General features: G+C 72.8%; 21 protein-coding genes. 16 read left to right on the top strand and 5 right to left on the bottom strand.

Going from position 1 to position 18,369, the window contains the following annotated elements:
• The first annotated feature begins 6 nt into the window (after positions 1 to 6).
• From GPJ59_RS07245 to ygfZ, 12 genes are all read left to right on the top strand, one after another.
• Positions 7 to 1,815: a hypothetical protein gene (locus GPJ59_RS07245; RefSeq protein ID WP_258023997.1), complete on the top strand. Its 1,809-nt coding sequence runs from the start codon at positions 7 to 9 to the stop codon at positions 1,813 to 1,815.
• Between the two features lie 225 nt (positions 1,816 to 2,040).
• The gene (locus GPJ59_RS07240) at positions 2,041 to 2,736 is read left to right on the top strand and encodes an LmeA family phospholipid-binding protein (protein WP_219665615.1); all 696 of its coding nucleotides are present in this window, start codon (positions 2,041 to 2,043) and stop codon (positions 2,734 to 2,736) included.
• A 150-nt stretch (positions 2,737 to 2,886) separates the two neighbouring features.
• On the top strand, positions 2,887 to 2,970 hold the full coding sequence (locus tag GPJ59_RS38860) for an Ms5788A family Cys-rich leader peptide (protein ID WP_374200797.1): 84 nt from the start codon (positions 2,887 to 2,889) through the stop codon (positions 2,968 to 2,970).
• Positions 2,971 to 3,225: 255 nt separating this feature from the next.
• The gene (locus tag GPJ59_RS07235; protein WP_219665614.1) at positions 3,226 to 4,071 is read left to right on the top strand and encodes a sulfurtransferase; all 846 of its coding nucleotides are present in this window, start codon (positions 3,226 to 3,228) and stop codon (positions 4,069 to 4,071) included.
• 33 nt (positions 4,072 to 4,104) lie between these two features.
• On the top strand, positions 4,105 to 4,395 hold the full coding sequence (locus GPJ59_RS07230; RefSeq protein ID WP_219665613.1) for a DUF1416 domain-containing protein: 291 nt from the start codon (positions 4,105 to 4,107) through the stop codon (positions 4,393 to 4,395).
• A gap of 103 nt (positions 4,396 to 4,498) precedes the next feature.
• Positions 4,499 to 4,771, top strand: coding sequence for a DUF3099 domain-containing protein (locus tag GPJ59_RS07225; RefSeq protein WP_219665612.1), 273 nt, complete (start codon positions 4,499 to 4,501; stop codon positions 4,769 to 4,771).
• Positions 4,772 to 4,861: 90 nt separating this feature from the next.
• Positions 4,862 to 5,671 carry a hypothetical protein gene (locus GPJ59_RS07220; RefSeq protein ID WP_219665611.1) on the top strand — a complete coding sequence of 270 codons (810 nt, stop codon included), beginning with the start codon at positions 4,862 to 4,864 and terminating at the stop codon, positions 5,669 to 5,671.
• On the top strand, positions 5,668 to 6,492 hold the full coding sequence (locus GPJ59_RS07215) for a hypothetical protein (RefSeq protein ID WP_219665610.1): 825 nt from the start codon (positions 5,668 to 5,670) through the stop codon (positions 6,490 to 6,492). Before GPJ59_RS07220 ends, GPJ59_RS07215 begins: the two co-directional genes overlap by 4 nt.
• Positions 6,489 to 7,340: a hypothetical protein gene (locus tag GPJ59_RS07210; RefSeq protein WP_219665609.1), complete on the top strand. Its 852-nt coding sequence runs from the start codon at positions 6,489 to 6,491 to the stop codon at positions 7,338 to 7,340. Before GPJ59_RS07215 ends, GPJ59_RS07210 begins: the two co-directional genes overlap by 4 nt.
• Positions 7,341 to 7,627: 287 nt before the next feature.
• Positions 7,628 to 8,200, top strand: coding sequence for an FABP family protein (locus tag GPJ59_RS07205; RefSeq protein WP_219665608.1), 573 nt, complete (start codon positions 7,628 to 7,630; stop codon positions 8,198 to 8,200).
• A gap of 262 nt (positions 8,201 to 8,462) precedes the next feature.
• Positions 8,463 to 8,924 (top strand): Fur family transcriptional regulator, encoded by a 462-nt coding sequence (locus GPJ59_RS07200; RefSeq protein ID WP_219665607.1) that lies wholly within the window; start codon positions 8,463 to 8,465, stop codon positions 8,922 to 8,924.
• A 20-nt stretch (positions 8,925 to 8,944) separates the two neighbouring features.
• Entirely contained in the window at positions 8,945 to 9,910 is a 966-nt protein-coding gene (gene ygfZ / locus GPJ59_RS07195; RefSeq protein WP_219665606.1) for a CAF17-like 4Fe-4S cluster assembly/insertion protein YgfZ, read from the top strand.
• Positions 9,911 to 9,919: 9 nt separating this feature from the next.
• On the opposite strand, the gene dtd is transcribed toward ygfZ, so the two are convergent.
• Complete coding sequence (dtd, locus tag GPJ59_RS07190) at positions 9,920 to 10,345, bottom strand: D-aminoacyl-tRNA deacylase (RefSeq protein ID WP_219665605.1); 426 nt, start codon at positions 10,343 to 10,345, stop codon at positions 9,920 to 9,922.
• A gap of 263 nt (positions 10,346 to 10,608) precedes the next feature.
• On the opposite strand from dtd, the gene GPJ59_RS07185 reads away from it, so the two are divergent.
• From GPJ59_RS07185 to GPJ59_RS07175, 3 genes are all read left to right on the top strand, one after another.
• Positions 10,609 to 11,136, top strand: coding sequence for an RsiG family protein (locus tag GPJ59_RS07185; RefSeq protein WP_219665618.1), 528 nt, complete (start codon positions 10,609 to 10,611; stop codon positions 11,134 to 11,136).
• Between the two features lie 176 nt (positions 11,137 to 11,312).
• Complete coding sequence (locus tag GPJ59_RS07180; protein ID WP_219665604.1) at positions 11,313 to 12,590, top strand: GNAT family N-acetyltransferase; 1,278 nt, start codon at positions 11,313 to 11,315, stop codon at positions 12,588 to 12,590.
• Positions 12,591 to 12,678: 88 nt separating this feature from the next.
• Complete coding sequence (locus tag GPJ59_RS07175; protein WP_374200796.1) at positions 12,679 to 13,458, top strand: putative protein N(5)-glutamine methyltransferase; 780 nt, start codon at positions 12,679 to 12,681, stop codon at positions 13,456 to 13,458.
• 62 nt (positions 13,459 to 13,520) lie between these two features.
• Here the strand turns inward: GPJ59_RS07175 and GPJ59_RS07170 are convergent, their stop codons facing one another.
• Genes GPJ59_RS07170 through GPJ59_RS07155 form a run of 4 tightly spaced genes read right to left on the bottom strand, consistent with a single transcriptional unit; the run spans position 13,521 to position 17,725 of the window.
• Positions 13,521 to 13,937, bottom strand: coding sequence for a VOC family protein (locus tag GPJ59_RS07170; RefSeq protein WP_219665603.1), 417 nt, complete (start codon positions 13,935 to 13,937; stop codon positions 13,521 to 13,523).
• A gap of 10 nt (positions 13,938 to 13,947) precedes the next feature.
• Positions 13,948 to 14,367, bottom strand: a complete 420-nt coding sequence (locus tag GPJ59_RS07165) for a helix-turn-helix domain-containing protein (protein WP_219665602.1) — start codon at positions 14,365 to 14,367, stop codon at positions 13,948 to 13,950.
• A 41-nt stretch (positions 14,368 to 14,408) separates the two neighbouring features.
• Positions 14,409 to 17,006, bottom strand: coding sequence for an FtsX-like permease family protein (locus tag GPJ59_RS07160; protein WP_219665601.1), 2,598 nt, complete (start codon positions 17,004 to 17,006; stop codon positions 14,409 to 14,411).
• Positions 17,003 to 17,725, bottom strand: coding sequence for an ABC transporter ATP-binding protein (locus tag GPJ59_RS07155; RefSeq protein ID WP_219665600.1), 723 nt, complete (start codon positions 17,723 to 17,725; stop codon positions 17,003 to 17,005). Before GPJ59_RS07155 ends, GPJ59_RS07160 begins: the two co-directional genes overlap by 4 nt.
• Positions 17,726 to 17,958: 233 nt before the next feature.
• Between GPJ59_RS07155 and GPJ59_RS07150 the strand changes: the two genes are divergently transcribed.
• On the top strand, positions 17,959 to 18,363 hold the full coding sequence (locus GPJ59_RS07150; RefSeq protein ID WP_219665599.1) for a helix-turn-helix domain-containing protein: 405 nt from the start codon (positions 17,959 to 17,961) through the stop codon (positions 18,361 to 18,363).
• Positions 18,364 to 18,369: the final 6 nt, after the last annotated feature.

The raw sequence follows: 18,369 nt of genomic DNA, 5'->3' as shown, positions 1-18,369 counted from the left end.
GGGCCGCTGGGCGGTGTCCCCGCACAGCAGCAGTCCCCGGCGCACGGGACCCCGGCCCAGGCCCAGAGCCCGCAGCCCGTCGCCCCGGCGGGCTGGTTCCGCGACGAGGTGCCGTCCGCGACGGCCGAACCGGCGGCGGGCGACCCGCTCGGGACCCCGTACCCGCAGCACCCGGCCGCGCCCGAGGCGCCGTACGCCCAGCACCAGGCCGGGCCCGCGACCCCGTACGCCCAGCACCAGGCCGGGCCCGCGACCCCGTACGCCCAGCAGCCGGCCGCGGCCGAGGCGCCGTACCGCCAGGACCCGGCCGCGGGCGGGACGCCGTACGCGCCGCAGTACTCCGGCGAGGCATCCGCCGCATCCGGGACCGGGTCAGCCGGGCTCGCTGCGCCGGAGGAGTGGTTCCGCCCCGAGACCCCCGCTCCGGACGCGGCTCCCGCCTCGGGCCCCGCCTGGTCCCAGGCCGCCCCGCAGCCGGCCACTCCGTGGCCGGCCACCTCCTCCCCGGAGGCAGCGGCGGAGACGGCGTACCTGCCGCCGTTCCGTGAGGGCGCGGCCTCCTCGTCGTCCGGTGCGGCGGCGGAGACCGCGTACCTGCCCCCGGTCCGTGAGGGTGCGGCCGTTCCGTCTCCTGACGCGGCGGCGGAGACCGCCTACCTCCCTCCGTTCCGTGACGGCGCGGCCGCCCCGTCGCCCGGTGCGGCAGCCGAGACCGCGTACCTGCCCCCGGTCCGGGAGGGCGCGGCCGTCCCGTCCCCGGACGCGGCAGCCGAGACCGCCTACCTCCCGCCGTTCCGTGAGGGCGCGGCCTCCTCGTCGTCCGGTGCGGCGGCGGAGACCGCCTACCTCCCGCCGTTCCGTGACGGCGCGGCCACCCCGTCCCCGGACGCGGCGGCCGAGACCGCGTACCTGCCCCCGTTCCGCGAGGACGCCGCGGCCGGCGTCGCAGCCGCCGTCGCAGCCGGCGAAGGCGCCGCTCCCGTGCCCGCCCCGGAAGATTTGGCCTCGTCGAGGGACTCGGGGTACTCCGAGCCCACCCTCGCCGGCAGTACCCGGGTCATCGACCCCGCCCAGGCCCGGGCCGAGGGCCGGTCGCCGATCATCGACCCCGGGCCGCAGCCCGCGCTGGTGACCGCCGGGCTCGGCATCCTCATGGCCGGGGCGGCAGCCGTCGGCGAGTTCGCTCTGCTCCTGCCGCTGATCGCCCTCCAGGGCCTGACCGCGGCCGGCTGGTTCCGGCTCAACGGGATGTGGCCCGCCCGCCAGGGCATCGCCCTCGCCTTCGCCGGCGCGGTCACCGCCGACGTCGCCGTCCTCGCCGTGGACGACGCGTACGGCCCGGGCGCCGTCATCGGCACCCTCGGCGTCTGGGTGCTGCTCACCCTGGTCCTCCAGCTCCGCAGCCACGCCGATCCCGACGAGCGGATGTACGGCCTGATGGCCTCCGTGGCGTCCGCCGCCCTGGCCATCGTCTGCGCCGGCTACCTCGCCGCCGACCTCGCCGCCGTCACCGTCGGCACGGTCGCCGTCGCCGTCGCCACCTTCGTCCGTGCCCTGCCGCTGGCGGCCGGCCCCTCCGTCGGGGTCTCGCTCGCGGCCGCCGCGGGCGCCGGCATCGCCGGCGGCGGGCTGACCGACGTCGGGGCCGCCGGAGGCGCCCTGCTCGGGCTGGTCGCCGGCGTCTGCGCGCTGGTCGGGCTGCGCGTGGCGGCGTACGACTACCCGTCCCGGTTCGTGCACATGACGGCCGGCGTCGCCCTCCCCCTGGCCGCCGCCGCGCCCGCCGTCTACCTGATCGGACGGGTGGTCGGCTGAGCCGCCCTGGCTCGGCCGGGCCCTCGTGGCTCGGCCGGGCCTTTCCGGCGCGAGCCGGAGCCTTCCCGGCGCCAGCCGCGTCTTCCCGGCGCGAGCCGGAGCCTTCCAGGCGCGAGCCGGAGCGTTTCCGCCGTGAGCCGCGTCTTCCCGTTCAGGCTCAGCCTTCCCGGGCGCGAGCAGTGCGAGCCAGTAACCTCACATGATCATCCACAGGGGGAGGGAATCATGCGTTTCCTGCGCATACTTCTGATCATCGGACTGGTCCTGGCCGGACTGTTCGTGGCCGCGGACCGCTGGGCGGTCGGCTATGCCGAGGACGAGCTGGCCGACCGGATCCACATAGGCCAGGGCCTGGCGGGGAGCACGGAAGTGGAGATCCATGGCTTCCCGTTCCTCACCCAGGCCCTGAGCTACGAGCTCGACCAGGTCGACGTACGCCTCAAGGGCGTCGAGGCCAGCGCCGACGGGCGCAAGATGCGCATCACGGAGTTCGACGCCGGCTTCCACGACGTCACGCTGAAGAGCGACTACTCCGGCGGGACCGCCGGCTCCGTCGACGGCTCGGCGCTCGTCTCGTACGAAGACCTCACCAAGGCCTCGCAGAGCGGCGTGGTCCTCACCTACGGCGGGGCCCCCGGCAAGGTCAAGGTGACCGCCACCGTCGAGATCCTCGGCCGGGCCATCACGCGCAGCGTCGTCTCCACCGTCACCCTCGTGGACGGCAACACGGTCCGGGTCCGCGCCGACGAGGTGCCCGGCGAGGGGATCCCCGGTGTCGAGGGCATGGTCCGCAAGAAGACGGACTTCGACCGGCGCATCGACGGCCTGCCGAAGGGTATAGAGCTCTCCGGGCTCACCTCGGACGCCGCCGGCGTCCACCTCTCGATCGGCGGCAAGGACGTGGTTCTGGCCGGATCGTGAGACGGGCGGTCCCGATCCGCAGAAAATGGGGGCCCACAGGGGCCTCCGAGGCCTGCGCGGGGCCGCTTCCGTCTTACCTTTCGGGCGATTCCGTCTCGGGATATGAAACGCCGGTGACAGCGCCGCCCGTTCCTCCCTACGATCCATGCCATGAAGCGACAGCAGGCGGATCTCACGAAGCGACGGGCAGTAGACCTGTGTCGCGTCGCCGCCATGCTCTGTCGCCCGATGTGAGCGCCCCGCGCATCCGTACGCACCCGCTCGATCGACGGCCGCACACCGGCCCTCCTGCGTGACCGCACCCGACCGCCGGTCCTGCGCGCCCCCGCCCAGGATCGCCCCGGCGCACCCACCCCCGGACCCCGTCCGGGGCCTCGCCCACGCACGACGAGCAGCGCAGCAACCACAGAACTGCCAGCAGCACCGCGCAGCATCTGCACCGCGCAGCACCTGCACCGCCCGCCGCACACTGCCCCGGAGGAGAACACCATGAGCCGCAGCGACGTCCTCGTAGACGCCGACTGGGTCGAGGCCCACCTGGACGACCCGAAGGTCGTCGTCGTCGAGGTGGACGAGGACACGTCCGCCTACGACAAGAACCACATCCGCAACGCCGTCCGGATCGACTGGAAGAAGGACCTCCAGGACCCGGTCCGCCGCGACTTCGTGGACCAGGAGGGCTTCGAGAAGCTGCTGTCCGCCAAGGGCATCGGCAACGACGACACCGTCGTCCTCTACGGCGGCAACAACAACTGGTTCGCCTCGTACGCCTACTGGTACTTCAAGCTGTACGGCCACCAGGACGTCAAGCTCCTCGACGGCGGCCGCAAGAAGTGGGAGCTCGACTCCCGCGACCTGGTCGACGGCGCCGAGGTCCCGCAGCGCCCGGCCACCGCCTACAAGGCCCAGGCCCAGGACTCCTCGATCCGCGCCTTCCGCGACGACGTCGTGGCCGCCATCGGCGCCCAGAACCTGGTGGACGTCCGCTCGCCCGACGAGTTCTCCGGCAAGCTGCTCGCCCCGGCGCACCTGCCGCAGGAGCAGTCGCAGCGCCCGGGCCACGTGCCCACCGCCCGCAACATCCCGTGGTCGAAGAACGCCAACGACGACGGCACCTTCAAGTCGGACGACGAGCTCAAGGCGCTCTACGCCGACGAGCAGGTCGACCTGGCGAAGGACACCATCGCCTACTGCCGCATCGGTGAGCGCTCCGCGCTGACGTGGTTCGTCCTGCACGAGCTGCTCGGTGTCGAGAACGTCAGGAACTACGACGGTTCGTGGACCGAGTACGGCTCCCTCGTCGGCGTGCCGATCGAGCTCGGCGCCAACAAGTAAGACCACTTCTTCTCTCAGGACAGGACAGAGAACATGTGCGGAGCACAGATCGGCGGACCCGACGTCTCGACGCTCAAGCCGGGTGAGACGGCCATCCAGGGCCAGGTGACCAAGGACGGCGAGCCCGTCTCGGGCTACGTCCGCCTGCTGGACGGCGGCGGCGAGTTCACCGCCGAGGTCCCGACCTCGGCCACCGGCCAGTTCCGGTTCTACGCGGCGCCGGGCGAGTGGACCCTGCGGGCCCTCGTCCCGGGCGGCACGGCCGACCGCAAGGTCGTCGTGACCGAGACCGGCAGCCTCACGGACGTCGCCATCGCCGTCTGAGGTTCAGATACGGCCGAGGGCCGCACCTTTCGGGGGTTGGACGCCACTGGAATCGAAAGGTGCGGCCCTTCGCCATGCCCGCCGGCGGATCTACGCTGGAAGCATGTACGCCCGGCGCCGGCGCGCCTACTTCCTGCTGATGGGCGGATGTCTCTTCCTCTTCGTCTCCGCCTGGACCTTCGTGCGGCTGTGGTCCGTGCCGGCGGCGGTCGTGATGTGCCTCGTCGCGATGGTGATCCCGCCCGTCGCGGCGGTGGTGGCGAACCGGCGCGGTCCGGACGACCGCTGGTGGGACGACCCGTCCGGTGATCCGCAGTCGGACGAGTGGTGGGACGAGCTGGACGGCCGGAAGCATCCCGGCGAGACCGAACCGTGACGGCAGGGCGCGCAACCCTGCCCACCCCACAGGAATCAAACGTGTGCACGGGTGACGTACTCCGTGCTCATGTCCTGTGGGGGGACCCCTTTGGAAGACGTACAGACCGTCATTGAGCCTCCGAATACGGAGGAGAACGCGCCGGAAGCGGACACTCCACCGATTCCGTCTGCAAAGCGCAACAAGGGCAGCAACCGTCGCACGCCCGTCCTGATCGGGTCCGCCGCCGCCCTCGGCGTCCTCGCCGGCCTCGTCACCGGCTACGCGGTCCAGTACGACCGCCCGCCCACGCCCCTGGCTCCGCTGGCCCAGCAGAAGCTGCCCGACCCGGCCCCGAAGGCCCCGGACGAGCAGACGACCCACAAGTCGGTCAACGCCAACCGCTGGCACAAGACCGAGGACGACCTCGTCCAGCTGCTGGTGGACGCGCCGGGCGGCGCCAAGGTCATGGAGAAGGGGAACGAGTCCCTCGACGTGTTCTCGCGCGGCTTCTTCGACGATCCGGGAGGCGGCCTCGAAGACCTGGTGAAGTCCGACGTGCGCCGTGCCGCCGTCCTGGTCTACGAGGTGGACGACACCGTCTTCGCCAAGGTCACGCTGATCCAGTTCCGTGACCGCGAGGGCGCTGAGGTCTTCCAGCGGCACCAGGCCCACTTGGAGTCGAACAGCAACCGCGCCGCGAACCGGGGCGTGGACATTCCCGGTGTCCCCGCCGGCTTCGGCAAGGCCTTCGTCTACGCGAAGCCCTCGGAGAAGCCCGGCTACCGCCCGCTGTACCTGGCCTCCGCCGTCGCCCGGCGCGGGGACGTCGCCATGTTCATCACGTACAACGACAACAAGAAGAAGATCCCGCAGAGCGACATCGTCGATCTGGCCAAGCGACAGATGGAGCGCCTGTGACCGAGCAGCACAACGAGTCCGTCCCCGAGGCCGGCGATCCGGCGCACCTCGCCTCCCCGGAGCCGGCGCGCGGCCGTCGGCGCACACCGCTGATCGCGGGTGGCGTCGCCGCTGCCCTGCTGGCCGCGGCCGGCGGAACCCTGGCCGCGCTGTCGGCGACCGCCGACCGCAGCTCGCCGACCGCGTACTGGACCCCGGCGGACGCCGGCCCGCAGCCGGCGCACACGCCGGCGAAGGTCCCGGCGAATGCGCTCACCGCCAAGCTGCTGCCCGTGCCCGAGCAGTTCAAGCTCGGTCCCGACATCGACGGCGGCGGCAACGACTTCTACGTCTCGGGCGACAAGGCGATGGAGGCGTTCAAGGAAGCCCGCGCCGGCCTGTCGACCACGCAGCGCGCCGAGCGGGACAAGGCACTGGCCGAGCTGAAGCTCAAGGGCGTGGCCGGGCGCAGCTACCAGCAGGACGGCGCCTACAGCCGGGAGCCCCGCACCACCTTCGAGGTCCAGCTGACCCAGGCGGACCCGCAGGCCGTCGGCGCGTTCTCCACGTTCGCCAAGAAGCTGATCGAGCTGGCGGGCGACGACCGCAAGGCGCCGAAGATCGACGGGTTCCCGGATGCCAAATGCGCGCTCGTGGCCGTTTCCGAGGAGCAGAAGGACAAGGAGCAGGAGAAGATCGACTCGCTGATGTGCGTGGCCGTGGAGGGCGATCTGATGGTGACCTTCCGTGCCTACGGGGGGAACTCGTTCGACTCCGGCAAGGCCGCAGAGCTCTTCAAGCGGCAGCTCAACCACATGAAGTCCCCGGGGGAGTCCGTATGACCGAGCAGCCCACCACCGACGCCGTGTCGGCGGCCTCCGAGGCCGTGCCCGTGGCCTCCGAGGCCGCGCCCGCCGCTCCCAAGGAGGGTCGGGCGCTGCGCGCCGTGCTGCGGTGGACAGCCGCCGTGGCGGTCTTCGTGGTGGCCGGCGCCGGCGTCGCGTACGGGGTCACCCGTCCCGAGCGCACCGACATCCCGGGCCTCGCCACGCAGACGGACGGCCGCTGGACGTACCCCACGCTGGTCAAGCCGGCCCTGCCCGCCGGAGCCCCGCTGCCCTTCGCCCCCGACAACCGGGACGGCATCCACTACGCGGCCTTGAGCCAGCTCCTGCTGCCGGCGCCGAACGGCGCCACGCCCGACGCCGCGGTCAAGGCGGACAAGGACGGCGCTGTCCCGGTCGACGTCTTCCTGGAGGAGTACTCCGCCGGCCAACAGCCGAAGATGAAGGAGGCCCTCACCCACGACGGCCTGCGGCAGATCGCCGGCCGCGGCTGGACCATGCCGGACGGCACCCGTACCCATGTCTACCTGCTGCGCTTCCAGGCCTCCGGCTTCGCGGACGCCTTCACCGGCTGTGGCCCCGATGCCAAGATCGTCGGAGCGGCCCTGATGGAGGACGACCAGGAGTGGGTGCGGCACGAGGGTGAGCGTCCGGGCGGCGCCGCCACCTCCGGGATCAGGGTCAACGTCTACCAGGAGCAGCTGCCCGCCGGCGACGAGCAGACCAAGCTCGGCTGCGTGCTGGCCGGTGACGTGCGGGCCGTGATCTTCCAGACCCGCAAGGGCGAGGTCCCGGCCGTCCCGATCCGCCAGGCCGTGATCCTCCAGGAGCAGCTGCTCGGCTGAGCAGCTGATCGTCGGTACGGCGTACCTCACAGAGTGGGCCGGTCCCGGGGCCAGTAGGCTTGGGGACCGGCCCCTTGCCTTCCCCGGAGCGACCTTCGGGGGATCCGACGAAACCTCCGAGGAGCACGCCGTGCTTGAGGCATTCTTCACCTCCCTGCTGATCCTGGTCTGCGTCGGCGTTCTCGCCTTCACCGGCCTGGCCGTGAAGAAGCTGTACCAGGGCCAGCGCTGAGCCCCGGCCGCCGACCGCCCCGGACCCCTCCCACAGATCGCCTGAGCTTGCATCCATGATCCAGATCCCGTCCGACCTGAACCCGGGCCTCGTCCCCCTCGCCTTCCTCCTCGGTACCTGGGAGGGCGCGGGCGTCTTCGACTTCCCCGGCGACGAGAAGTGCAACTTCGGCCAGGAGACCGTCTTCAGCCACGACGGCCGGGACTTCCTGGAGTACTCCTCCCGTACCTGGGTCCTCGACGCCGAGGGCAACAAGGTCCGCGCGCTGGAGTCCGAGCACGGCTACTGGCGCATCGACAAGGACCGCAACGTCGAGGTCGTCATGGCCCGGCACGACGGCGTCGTCGAGGTCTGGTACGGCGAGCTGGCCGACAAGAAGCCGCAGATCGACCTGGCCACCGACGCGGTCGCCCGCACCGGCGCCTCCGGCCCGTACAGCGGCGGCAAGCGCCTGTACGGCTACGTCAAGGGCGACCTGATGTGGGTCGGCGAGAAGGCCACCCCGGAGGTCGAGCTGCGCCCGTACATGTCGGCCCAGCTCAAGAAGGTCGTCACGCCCGAGGAGGTCGCCGAGATGGCGCGCAACCTCCCGGACATGCCGGACGACGGCATCGCCTTCTTCCGCTGATCGCCCGCTGATCGCCCGCTGATCGCCCGCTGACCGCAGCGTCTTCCCGCTGACCGCCGCGTCGTCCCACCGACCGCCGCCCGGCCGTACGGGCCGTACGCCGTCCGAGCCGCCGCCGGTCACCACGTAGGGGCTGATCCGCGGCGGCCCGCGGTCCCGGACCTTCCGGACTCCCTCCCGGGCCTTCCCGGACCTTCCCGGACTCCCCCCGGACTTCGCCCGGGGGGACCCCGGGGTGCCTGGGCGCCCTTACACTGGCCCCGTGGTGAGCACCGACTGGAAGACCGACCTGCGGCAGCGCGGCTACCGGCTGACACCGCAGCGCCAGCTCGTCCTGGAGGCCGTCGACACCCTGGAGCACGCCACCCCGGACGACATCCTCGTCGAGGTGCGCAAGACCGCCTCCGGAGTCAACATCTCCACCGTCTACCGCACGCTGGAGCTCCTGGAGGAGCTCGGCCTGGTCTCGCACGCCCACCTCGGGCACGGCGCGCCCACGTACCACCTCGCCGACCGCCACCACCACATCCACCTGGTGTGCCGGGACTGCGGGGACGTGATCGAGGCGGACCAGGACATCGCCTCCGAGTTCACGGCCAAGCTGCGGGCGACCTTCGGTTTCGAGACCGACATGAAGCACTTCGCGATCTTCGGACGCTGCCGGAAGTGCGCCGCCCAGTACGCCTCCGCGCACGCCTCCGAGCACCCGGCCGGCGACTCGTAGGGCAGTCGTAGGCTTGGTCCATGACCAGCCCTTTGCTCAATCTTCCCGGCGCCGTTGCGGCAGAAGGCCGTGACGAGGGCGTCGCCGCCCACTACGGCGAACTCTTCGGTGAGCAGCGCGCCCTCGCGGACGGCCGCGGTTTCGTCGACCTCTCCCACCGCGGTGTCGTCACCGTCACCGGCCCGGAACGGCTGAGCTGGCTGCACCTGCTGCTCACCCAGCACGTCACCGAGCTGCCGCCGGGCCAGGCCACCGAGGCGCTGATCCTGTCCGCCCACGGGCACATCGAGCACGCGCTCTACCTCGTGGACGACGGTGAGACGGTCTGGGCACACGTGGAGCCGGGCACCCAGGAGGCGCTGATCGCCTACCTGGAGTCCATGAAGTTCTTCTACCGCGTCGAGGTCGCCGACCGGACCGCCGACTTCGCGGTCGTCCACCTGCCCGCCGGGTCGATCGCGGACCTCGGCAAGGAGTACGTCGTACGCGAGACCCCGTTCGGCCGGGACGTCTTCCTGCCGCGCGGGGAGCTGGAGTCCTTCGCCGCCGAGCACGGCCCGGCCGCCGGGCTGCTGGCGTACGAGGCGCTGCGCGTCGAGGCGCACCGGCCGCGGGTGGGGCTGGAGACCGACCACCGCACCATCCCGCACGAGCTGGGCTGGATCGGCTCGGCGGTGCACCTGCAGAAGGGCTGCTACCGCGGCCAGGAGACGGTCGCCCGCGTGCACAACCTGGGCAAGCCGCCGCGCCGGCTGGTCTTCCTGCACCTGGACGGCTCCGAGGTGCTGCTGCCCGCGCACGGCACCCCGGTCCGGCTGGCCGCCGACGGCGAGGAGGGCCGCCAGCTGGGCTTCGTGACCACCTCGGCGCGCCACCACGAGCTCGGCCCGATCGCGCTGGCGCTGGTCAAGCGCAACGTCCCGGTCGACGCCCCGCTGCTGGCGGGCACGACGGCGGCGGCGCAGGAGGTCGTGGTCGCGCCGTAGGCCGCGGCGTCAGACGTCGATGACGATGGTGAACGGGCCGTGGTTGGTGAGCGAGACGCGCATGTCCGCCCCGAACCGGCCCGTCGCCACCGTCGCGCCCAGCGCGCGCAGCCGGCCGACGACCTCGTCCACCAGCGGCTCGGCGACCTCGCCGGGCGCGGCCGCGTTCCAGGTGGGCCTGCGGCCCTTGCGCGCGTCGCCGTAGAGCGTGAACTGCGAGATCACCAGCAGCGGCGCGTCGACGTCGCTGCAGGACTTCTCGCCCTCCAGCAGCCGCACCGACCACAGCTTGCGGGCCAGCTGCGCCGCCTTCTCCGGGGTGTCGTCATGGGTCACCCCCACCAGGACGCACAGTCCCTCGCCGACGATCTCGCCCACGGTCTCACCGGCGACGACGACGCTCGCGCCGTCCACCCTCTGCACCACTGCTCGCATACCACCTGTGTACCAGGCGTGCATCCGTCCGGGGCCGAACGGGTGGCGTGGACCTGCACCCACGGCACGGACAGTGGCACGATGCACACAGGCGGTGCTCCCGCACCGGTCGAGGGGACGGACACGTTCGTATGAATACTTCTGGTGCCTCATCCGTACCTGGTGGATCTGCTGCCACGGGCGCCACGGGCCTCGTCGCCGCCGAGGTACCGCGGCAGGCCACCGCGGCGCCGGCGGACGGGGTCGTCGTGGACCCGGCCGTGATGGACCCGGTCGCCGCGCTGGGGCTGCTCGCGCCGGGGCTGCCCGAGCTGGGGCTGCCCGAGTTGCGGGCGCTGCGCCGTGATGCCCAGCGCGACGAGGCCGACCTGAGCTACGTACGCCGGCTCCTCCAGGGCCGCATCGACATCCTGCGGGCCGAACTCGCCCGCAGGGCCGACCCGGACGCGCCGGCCGCCCCCGAGCCGCCGCCGGTCGTCGACCGGCTCTCGGAGGTCCTCGCCGACGCGCCCTCCCGCCGCAGGGCCTCCGCCCGGCACGTGACGCTCGGGACCCCGCACAGCGAGGAGTCCCGGCTGCTGGCCGCCGAGATGCTGGCCGACGTGGAACTCTCGGACCTCGCCGCCCGGACCGACGGCGAGCTGCACGAGGCCATGGGCCGGCTGACGCGCTACGAGCAGCAGGTCTCCCGGCGCCGCCAGCAGCTCCAGCGGACGGCCGACGACTGCAGCGCGGAGATCACCCGCCGCTACCGCGAGGGCGAGGCCCAGGTCGACGACCTGCTGGCGTAGCGGTGGCAGCGGCCGGCGCCGGTCCCGGCGGCGGGGCGGTCCGGGAGGCGAGGCGGTCCCGGAGGCGGGGTGGTCCCGGAGGCGGGGTGGTCCCAGCGGCGGGGGGTCCGGCTCTCTCCCCCCGCGTCGGATAATTCAGGCGACGGCCGCCGAGTGGCCGATTAGCGTGGCCGGTCATGAGCGCTGACGTCCGAGTGATCACCGAATCCGAAGTGGCCGACTGGCTCCAGGCCAACCTCCGGGGCTTCCTCAACGCGGCGCAGGTGACGCCGGAAGACGCGGCCTGGCGGCGGCGGACGACCGACATCACGCGAATGCGGGGCGCCTTCGACCGGGACACCGGCCGCTGCGTGGCCACGTTCCGCAGCTTCCAGCAGGACGTGTCCGTGCCCGGCGGCGGCGAGGTCCGCTCCTCGGCCGTCACGAACGTCTCCGTGCTGGCCACCCACCGCCGGCAGGGCCTGCTGACCCGGATGATGGCCGACGAGCTGGCCGACGCGCGCTCGCGCGGCGACGTCGTCTCCACGCTGATCGCCGCCGAGTACCCGATCTACGGGCGCTACGGCTACGGTCCCGCCACCTCGACTGCGGAGTGGGAGGTCGAGGTCCCGCGGGCCCGCCTGGACCCGCGTCGGTCCGCGCCCGCGTGCGGCGGCCGGATCGACCTCGCGGAGGCGGCGGAGATCCGGGAGCTGGGCCCGGCGCTGCTCGAGCGGGTGCGCGCGCGGACGGCGGGCGCGGTCAGCCGCAGCCCGCTGATGTGGAACCAGGCCACCGGCCTGGACCGCCCCTCCTTCCGCCCGTACACGGAGCAGCTCTTCGTGGTCCACCGCTCGCCGGCGGGCACCGTCGACGGGTACGCGGCCTACCGCTGCGACGAGACCTGGACCGACGCCAAGATCCCGCTGAACACCCTGACGGTGAGCGATCTGCTGGCGGCCACCCCGGATGCCGAGCGGGCGCTGTGGCACTACCTGTGCTCGATCGACTGGGTGATGAAGATCAGGACCGGGTACCGTGCTCCGGACGATCTCCTTCCGGACCTGCTGGGCGACCCCAGGGCCGCGCGGACCGTGACCGCCGCCGACTTCCTGTGGCTGCGGCTGCTGGACGTACCGGCGGCGCTGTCGGCCCGTACGTACGAGGTGCCGGGGACGCTCGTGCTGGAGGTGGCCGACCCGATGGGGCTGGCGGACGGCCGGTACCGGCTGGAGGCCGGAACCGGCGCGGGCGCGGGGGCGGGCGCGGGCCGGTGTGTACGGGTGGACGACGACGCCGCCGAGGCAGACCTCCGCCTGGACGTCTCGGACCTCTCCTCCCTCTACCTGGGCGGCGGCTCGGCGGTGCGGCTGGCGCAGCTGGGCCGGATCGAGGAGGCGCGGCCGGGCGCGGTGGCCCTGGCCGACGCGGTGTTCCGCACGGCCCGGCGCCCGTGGTGCCCGGACATGTTCTGACGCACGCCACATGTGCTGACGTACGCCCCATGTGCTGGCGTACGCCGGCACCCGACGCCCCCCTCACACAGAGACGGAGACTTCAAGAGTGGTGGACCCGTCCATCGTCGACACGCTGCGCGCGGCCGGCTGCGTCTTCGCCGAGGAGGAGGCCGAACTGCTCGGCGCGGCCGCCCCCGGCGACGAGGCGGCGCTGGCCGCGCTGGTGGCCCGCAGGGCGGCCGGGGAGCCGCTGGAACACGTGGTGGGCTGGGCGGAGTTCTGCGGGCTGCGGATGGCGGTGGGCGCGGGGGCCTTCGTCCCCCGGCGCCGTACGGAGTTCCTCGTCCAGCAGGCGGCGGGCCTCGCGCGGCCGGGCGCGGTGGTGCTGGACCTGTGCTGCGGCGTGGGCGCGATCGGTGCCGCGGTCGCGGCGGAGCTCGGCGGCGCCGTGGAACTGCACGCCGCCGACATCGACCCGGTCGCCCTGTCCTACGCCCGCCGCAACGTGGCGGCGGCGGGCGGCACGGTCTGGCAGGGCGACCTGTACGCCGCCCTGCCGCAGTCGCTGCGCGGCCGGGTGGACGTGCTCGTGGCCAACGCCCCGTACGTCCCCACCGACGCGATCGGCCTGCTCCCGCCCGAGGCCCGCGACCACGAACCCCGCACCGCCCTCGACGGCGGCCCGGACGGCCTGGACATCCAGCGCCGCGTCGCCGAGGACGCCGCCGCCTGGCTCGCCCCGGGCGGCCACCTCCTGATCGAGACCAGCGCCCGCCAGTCCCCGTCCACGGCCTCGGCCCTGACGGCGGCGGGCCTGGCGGTCCGCGCCGCCACCTCGGCCGACCTCCACGCCACGGTCGTCATCGGCACCCGCGAGGCCGGCTGACGGCACAGGGGGCGCGGCCGGTGCGGCCGGCGCGCCGGTGGCGGCCGCCGACCGCGCCCGGGTCAGCGCTTGCGGGGCTGGTTGAACCTGAGCATGTTGCCCGACGGGTCGCGGAAGGCGCAGTCGCGGACGCCGTAGGGCTGGTCGACCGGTTCCTGGAGGACTTCGGCGCCGGTGGCCCGGATGCGTTCGAAGGTGGCGTCGACGTCGTCGGTGGCGAAGATGACGCCGCGCAGCAGGCCCTTGGCGAGGAGTTCCGCCATCACCTGGCGGTCCGCCGGCGAGGCGCCCGGGTCCGCGAGCGGGGGTTCGAGGACGATCTCCACGTCCGGCTGCTCGGGCGAGCCCATGGTCACCCAGCGCATGCCCTCGAAACCGACGTCGTTGCGCACCTCCAGCCCGAGGGCGTCGCGGTAGAAGGCGAGGGCCTTGTCGTGGTCGTCGACGGCGATGAAGCACTGCGAAAGCTTGATGGTCATGGCTCCGACGCTACGGCGCGGCGCCCGCTCCCGCTTCTCCGTTCCTGACCGGTCTGGTGAAGATCTTGGCGACGCACGCCGGGATCGCCTCGCCCGCCTCGTGGTCGCGCGCCCGGTAGGCGCTCGGGGACTCGCCGACGAGCTCGGTGAAGCGGGAGCTGAACGACCCGAGCGAGGTACAGCCGACCGCGAAGCAGACCTCCGTCACGCTCATGTCGCCCCGCCGCAGCAGCGCCTTCGCCCGCTCGACGCGGCGGGTCATGAGATAGCTGTACGGGGTCTCGCCGAAGGCGGCGCGGAAGCTGCGGGAGAAGTGCCCCGGCGACATCAGGGCGACCCGGGCCAGCGCCGGCACGTCCAACGGCTGCGCGTAGTCCCGGTCCATCGCGTCCCGAGCCCGGCGCAGCCGCACGAGATCCTCCAGATTCACGCCTCCAGCTTCCCACGGCACGAGGCAGGCCGAACCGGCACTCACGCCTGCCGCTGTGCGCGAGCGCGACGAGGAACGAGGGCTCCTCCCATGACCGCCGCGGTGATCACGGCGGCGACCACGGTGCCGGCCAGCCACCCGGCGGGGACGGCGACGTCGGTGTCCATACCGGTCAGGAAGGCCACCGAGGCGGCCATGCCCCACAGGGTCCCGGCCACACAGCTGACGACGATCAGCAGACCGGACAGGGAGGACGCGAGGCGCCGACGCCACCAGGCGGTGGCCCCCACGGCCCCGAGCATCCGGTACTCCCCTCCGAGATCCGAGTTCCAGAGGCTGACCATGGCGGCGACGATCAGCATCGTGGTCAGTACGGAGATCCCCGCCACGGCAGGCTGGAGCCGGGCCACCGCGCCGACGACCGAGGGACCGGACTCCACGGCGACGGTCGAGTCCGCCTGCGCGTCCACCGGAAGCGCCCGCAGGACGTCCTGCTGTGCGGGCTTGCTGCCGGCGTCGAGCAGGTAGGTCGGGGAGCCGACGGGGATGATGCCCGCCTTCCGCGCCCCGGCCTGGCTGACGAGGACGGCGGGCAGTTGCTGGTACTCGGTCTCCCGGGCGGCGCTCGGGTGGATGAGGGGGAGGGTCGCGGTGTTCTCCAGGACGAAGCCGTCCGGCTTTCGCCCCATGGCCACGAGCGAGACCTCGCCCGTCAGCCCCACGGGTGTGACGGCCACGGCGGCCTGCCCGCTCTCGTAGCGCCGTCGCTGTTCGTCCGTCATCGCCCCGGCCAGGGCCTCGGCGCCCTCGGTGTCGGCGATGCCGACCGCGGGGAAGGGGATGTGGGACCGGGAAGCCACGTAGCAGGGCTGCCAGTCGTTGTTGCCGTACGCCAGCAGGCCCCGGTCGTCGATGCAGTCGAGGAAGTCGGTGCGGGGCGAGACGGGGAGCTGCTTGCCGTCGCGCGCGATCGCGGCCCGCTGGTAGCCGGTGGACACCTCGGATGCCCCGGTGGCGCTGCGCAGAGCGCCCCGCTCGGTGGCGGTCAGCGGCCGGGACGACACGATCAGGGCCGAGGTGTCGGGCAGCTCGGGCAGGTGGTCCTCGCGCTGCTTGTGGGCCACCGAGGCGGAGGCGATGAGAACCGTGGTGGACACGGCGGCGACCACGCCGAGTGCGATCACCGTCGTGATCGCGCGGACCGGGAAGGCCAGCAGGGAGCGCAGGGCCGACCGGAGCACGGTGGGCAGCGGCAGGTACGAGGTGTTCGCCTTGCGGGCGGCGAGGGAGGACAGCACCAGGGCGCTCGCCGTGATGCCGGCGGCGAACACGACGACTCCCAGGACTGCCGTGAGCGCCCCGGCGTCGACCACGACGGCGGCGAGCCCGGCGACGGTCGCGGCCACCAGGCACCCGGTTGCGGCGTTCCGCAGGCGGAGCTGCCGGGTGCTGTGGACCGGAGGGACCGCCTTGAGCAGGGCGGTGGGCTCCTCGCGCAGGGCTGCGCGCGACGGCAGCACGGAGGCGAGGACGGTGACGGCCACGGCGACGGCGGCGAGTACCAGCGAGGTGGTCCAGGCGCCGTCCACGGTCCCCCAGTCCGCGCCCGCGCGTTCGGCCAGAACCGGCGCGGCCACGCGCGCCACGACCTGCCCGGCGACGACGCCCGCCGAGGAGCCGATGACGGCCACGCACAGCGCGTGCGTCCGCAGGAACGAGGCCGTCACCCGGGCGGGAGCGCCGAGGGCCGCGAGCAGCCCCATGTGCCGGCGCTGGCTGCGTACGACGACGGCGAATGCGGCGGTCACCAGCAGGACGGTCTCGGCCAGCAGGCCGAGCCCGACCAGCAGGGCGGTGGAGTCCATGGCCTCGCCCTGCTCGGAGAGCCCCGCGGCCTGGCTGCTGGGCACGTACGCGTACCCGGCGCTCTTCAGCTCCCCCGACAGCTTCCCGGACGCGGTGGGCAGGTCCGCCCGCGGCGGCCATGTGACGAACCACCGGGGGCTGCCCAGGTCCTTCGCCGAGGCCAGCGCCGTCCTCGCCATCGGCCCGCCCGGAGGGAGGGCGAACAACCGGTGCCCGAGGTCGAACCGGTCGGAGACCAGAGCCGACACGGTGAACTGTCCGCCGCCGGTGAAGACGCGCTGGCCGGGCTCGGTGATCCCGACCGCGTCCGCCAGAGCGGACGACAGCACGATCGTGCCGTCCTGAACGGACGGAGCGCCTTGGTCGACGCGGTAAAGGCCGTCGGTCAGCGGATCGGCCAGGTCGACCGCCCTCCCGTCGACGGTGCTCTGCCGTCCCTCCGGTCCCCGGACGGTGAGCCCGAGGACGTCGATGTCATAGGCGAGACGCGTGCCGTCGGGGAGCGAAGGCTTGAGCTGTTCGGCGAGCCGTGCGGGGGCGGTCGCGTCCGGGTTCCGCTCGCCGGACAGGGTGGTGAGGCGTCCGTCCGCGGCGCCGAACGCCGCTGCCTCGGCCTCCGGCGTCGAGACGCGAGCCGTGGCGGTCACGGCAGCGACCGCTGTGCCGACGGCGACGGGGAGCGCGATGGCGAGGCACACCAGCAGCGTGCGCAGGCGGCTGCGGCTCGCGAGACGCCAGCCGAGGGTCCAGGCGAGGCGGCGGTTGCGGTTCACGCGCCACCTTCCACGACGCGGCCGTCCTGGATACGGACGATATGGTCGGCCGCCGCGGTGACCTCGGGATTGTGCGTCGCGACCACACAGGCCACCCCGCCCGCCGCGACCTCGCGCAGGAGCTCGACGACGCGCTCGCCGTTGGCGGAGTCCAGTGCCCCGGTGGGCTCGTCGGCCAGGACGAGCGGGCGCTGGTCGGCGATCGCGCGGGCGATGGCCACGCGCTGCTGCTCACCGCCGGAGAGCTGGTCGGGGAACTTGCGGGTGTGCCGGGGGACTCCGGTCCTCTCCAGCGCCGTCGCCGCGCGGCGACGGGCCTCCGCCCGCGCCATGCCGGACAGCTCCAGGGGCAAGCACACGTTCTCCAGCACCGTCATGGTGCGGATCAGGTTGTACTCCTGGAAGACGTAGGACACCAGGCTCGCCCGGGTGCGGGTCAGCTCGGCCGGTCCCATGGCCGTCAGCACGTGTCCGGCGAGGATGATCGTCCCGGAAGTGACCTGCTCCAGGCCGCCGGAGACGTTCAGCAGCGTGGACTTGCCCGACCCGCTGTGGCCGACCAGAGCGGTGAGTCTCGCCGCGTGAAAGTCGACCGTGACCCCGTCCAGGGCCACATGCCGTGTCTCGTCGGTGCCGTAGACCTTGTGGACGCCTTCGAGCCGGAGGACCGGTTCATCCGGCCCTCCGGCCCCAGACGTGGTGGAAACCGCGGTGCGCATCGTCCGGGAACAACCTCTCTCACGGTCTCGTAGCTGCCCCGCGGATCGCTCCGGTAGTGAGCGCCGCGCCGGGAGGCCTGGACCGGCGAGGCGGCCATGCGTCAGTGGTGCAGGAGAAACACAACCGCTTACGCGGCACGGACGGAACCACGATTTGCGCCAGCGACAGGAAGGGTGGGAGATGCTGCAAGCGGGTGCTTGCAAAAGTTAGCGTGGTGGGGGAGGATTCGGGCATGGCATCGCTCAACGTCGGACATCTCGGCGAGTACCTGCGCGAGCAGCGTCGGCAGGCGCAGCTTTCGTTGCGGCAGCTCGCCGATGCCGCGGGCGTGTCCAATCCGTACCTGAGTCAGATCGAGCGCGGGCTGCGCAAGCCGAGCGCGGACATCCTCCAGCAGATCGCGAAGGCGCTGCGGATCTCCGCGGAGACGCTGTACGTGCAGGCCGGGATCCTGGACGAGCGGGACCGGGACGAGGTGGAGACACGTGCCGCCATCCTTGCCGATCCGTCCATCAACGAGCGGCAGAAGCAGGCGCTGCTCCAGATCTACGAGTCGTTCCGCAAGGAGAACGCGCTCGATGCCGACGCAGCAGCAGCCGACGAAGGCGGCGGCGAGCAGCCGCAGCCGACGAACTGAACCGTG

The organism is Streptomyces bambusae (genome assembly GCF_019400985.1).
GTDB lineage: Bacteria > Actinomycetota > Actinomycetes > Streptomycetales > Streptomycetaceae > Streptomyces > Streptomyces bambusae_A.
The sequence above is the reverse complement of the archived record's forward strand: the minus strand, read 5'-3'. Positions and strand labels throughout refer to the sequence as shown.

Excerpts from the sequence above, each read along its gene's own strand:
- GPJ59_RS07240 (WP_219665615.1), top strand. The coding sequence starts at position 2,041 with ATGCGTTTCCTGCGCATACTTCTGATCATCGGACTGGTCCTGGCCGGA.
- GPJ59_RS38860 (WP_374200797.1), top strand. The coding sequence starts at position 2,887 with ATGAAGCGACAGCAGGCGGATCTCACGAAGCGACGGGCAGTAGACCTG.
- GPJ59_RS07235 (WP_219665614.1), top strand. The coding sequence starts at position 3,226 with ATGAGCCGCAGCGACGTCCTCGTAGACGCCGACTGGGTCGAGGCCCAC.
- GPJ59_RS07230 (WP_219665613.1), top strand. The coding sequence starts at position 4,105 with ATGTGCGGAGCACAGATCGGCGGACCCGACGTCTCGACGCTCAAGCCG.
- GPJ59_RS07225 (WP_219665612.1), top strand. The coding sequence starts at position 4,499 with ATGTACGCCCGGCGCCGGCGCGCCTACTTCCTGCTGATGGGCGGATGT.
- GPJ59_RS07210 (WP_219665609.1), top strand. The coding sequence starts at position 6,489 with ATGACCGAGCAGCCCACCACCGACGCCGTGTCGGCGGCCTCCGAGGCC.
- GPJ59_RS07205 (WP_219665608.1), top strand. The coding sequence starts at position 7,628 with ATGATCCAGATCCCGTCCGACCTGAACCCGGGCCTCGTCCCCCTCGCC.
- ygfZ (WP_219665606.1), top strand. The coding sequence starts at position 8,945 with ATGACCAGCCCTTTGCTCAATCTTCCCGGCGCCGTTGCGGCAGAAGGC.
- dtd (WP_219665605.1), bottom strand. The coding sequence starts at position 10,345 with ATGCGAGCAGTGGTGCAGAGGGTGGACGGCGCGAGCGTCGTCGTCGCC.
- GPJ59_RS07185 (WP_219665618.1), top strand. The coding sequence starts at position 10,609 with ATGGACCCGGTCGCCGCGCTGGGGCTGCTCGCGCCGGGGCTGCCCGAG.
- GPJ59_RS07180 (WP_219665604.1), top strand. The coding sequence starts at position 11,313 with ATGAGCGCTGACGTCCGAGTGATCACCGAATCCGAAGTGGCCGACTGG.
- GPJ59_RS07170 (WP_219665603.1), bottom strand. The coding sequence starts at position 13,937 with ATGACCATCAAGCTTTCGCAGTGCTTCATCGCCGTCGACGACCACGAC.
- GPJ59_RS07155 (WP_219665600.1), bottom strand. The coding sequence starts at position 17,725 with ATGCGCACCGCGGTTTCCACCACGTCTGGGGCCGGAGGGCCGGATGAA.
- GPJ59_RS07150 (WP_219665599.1), top strand. The coding sequence starts at position 17,959 with ATGGCATCGCTCAACGTCGGACATCTCGGCGAGTACCTGCGCGAGCAG.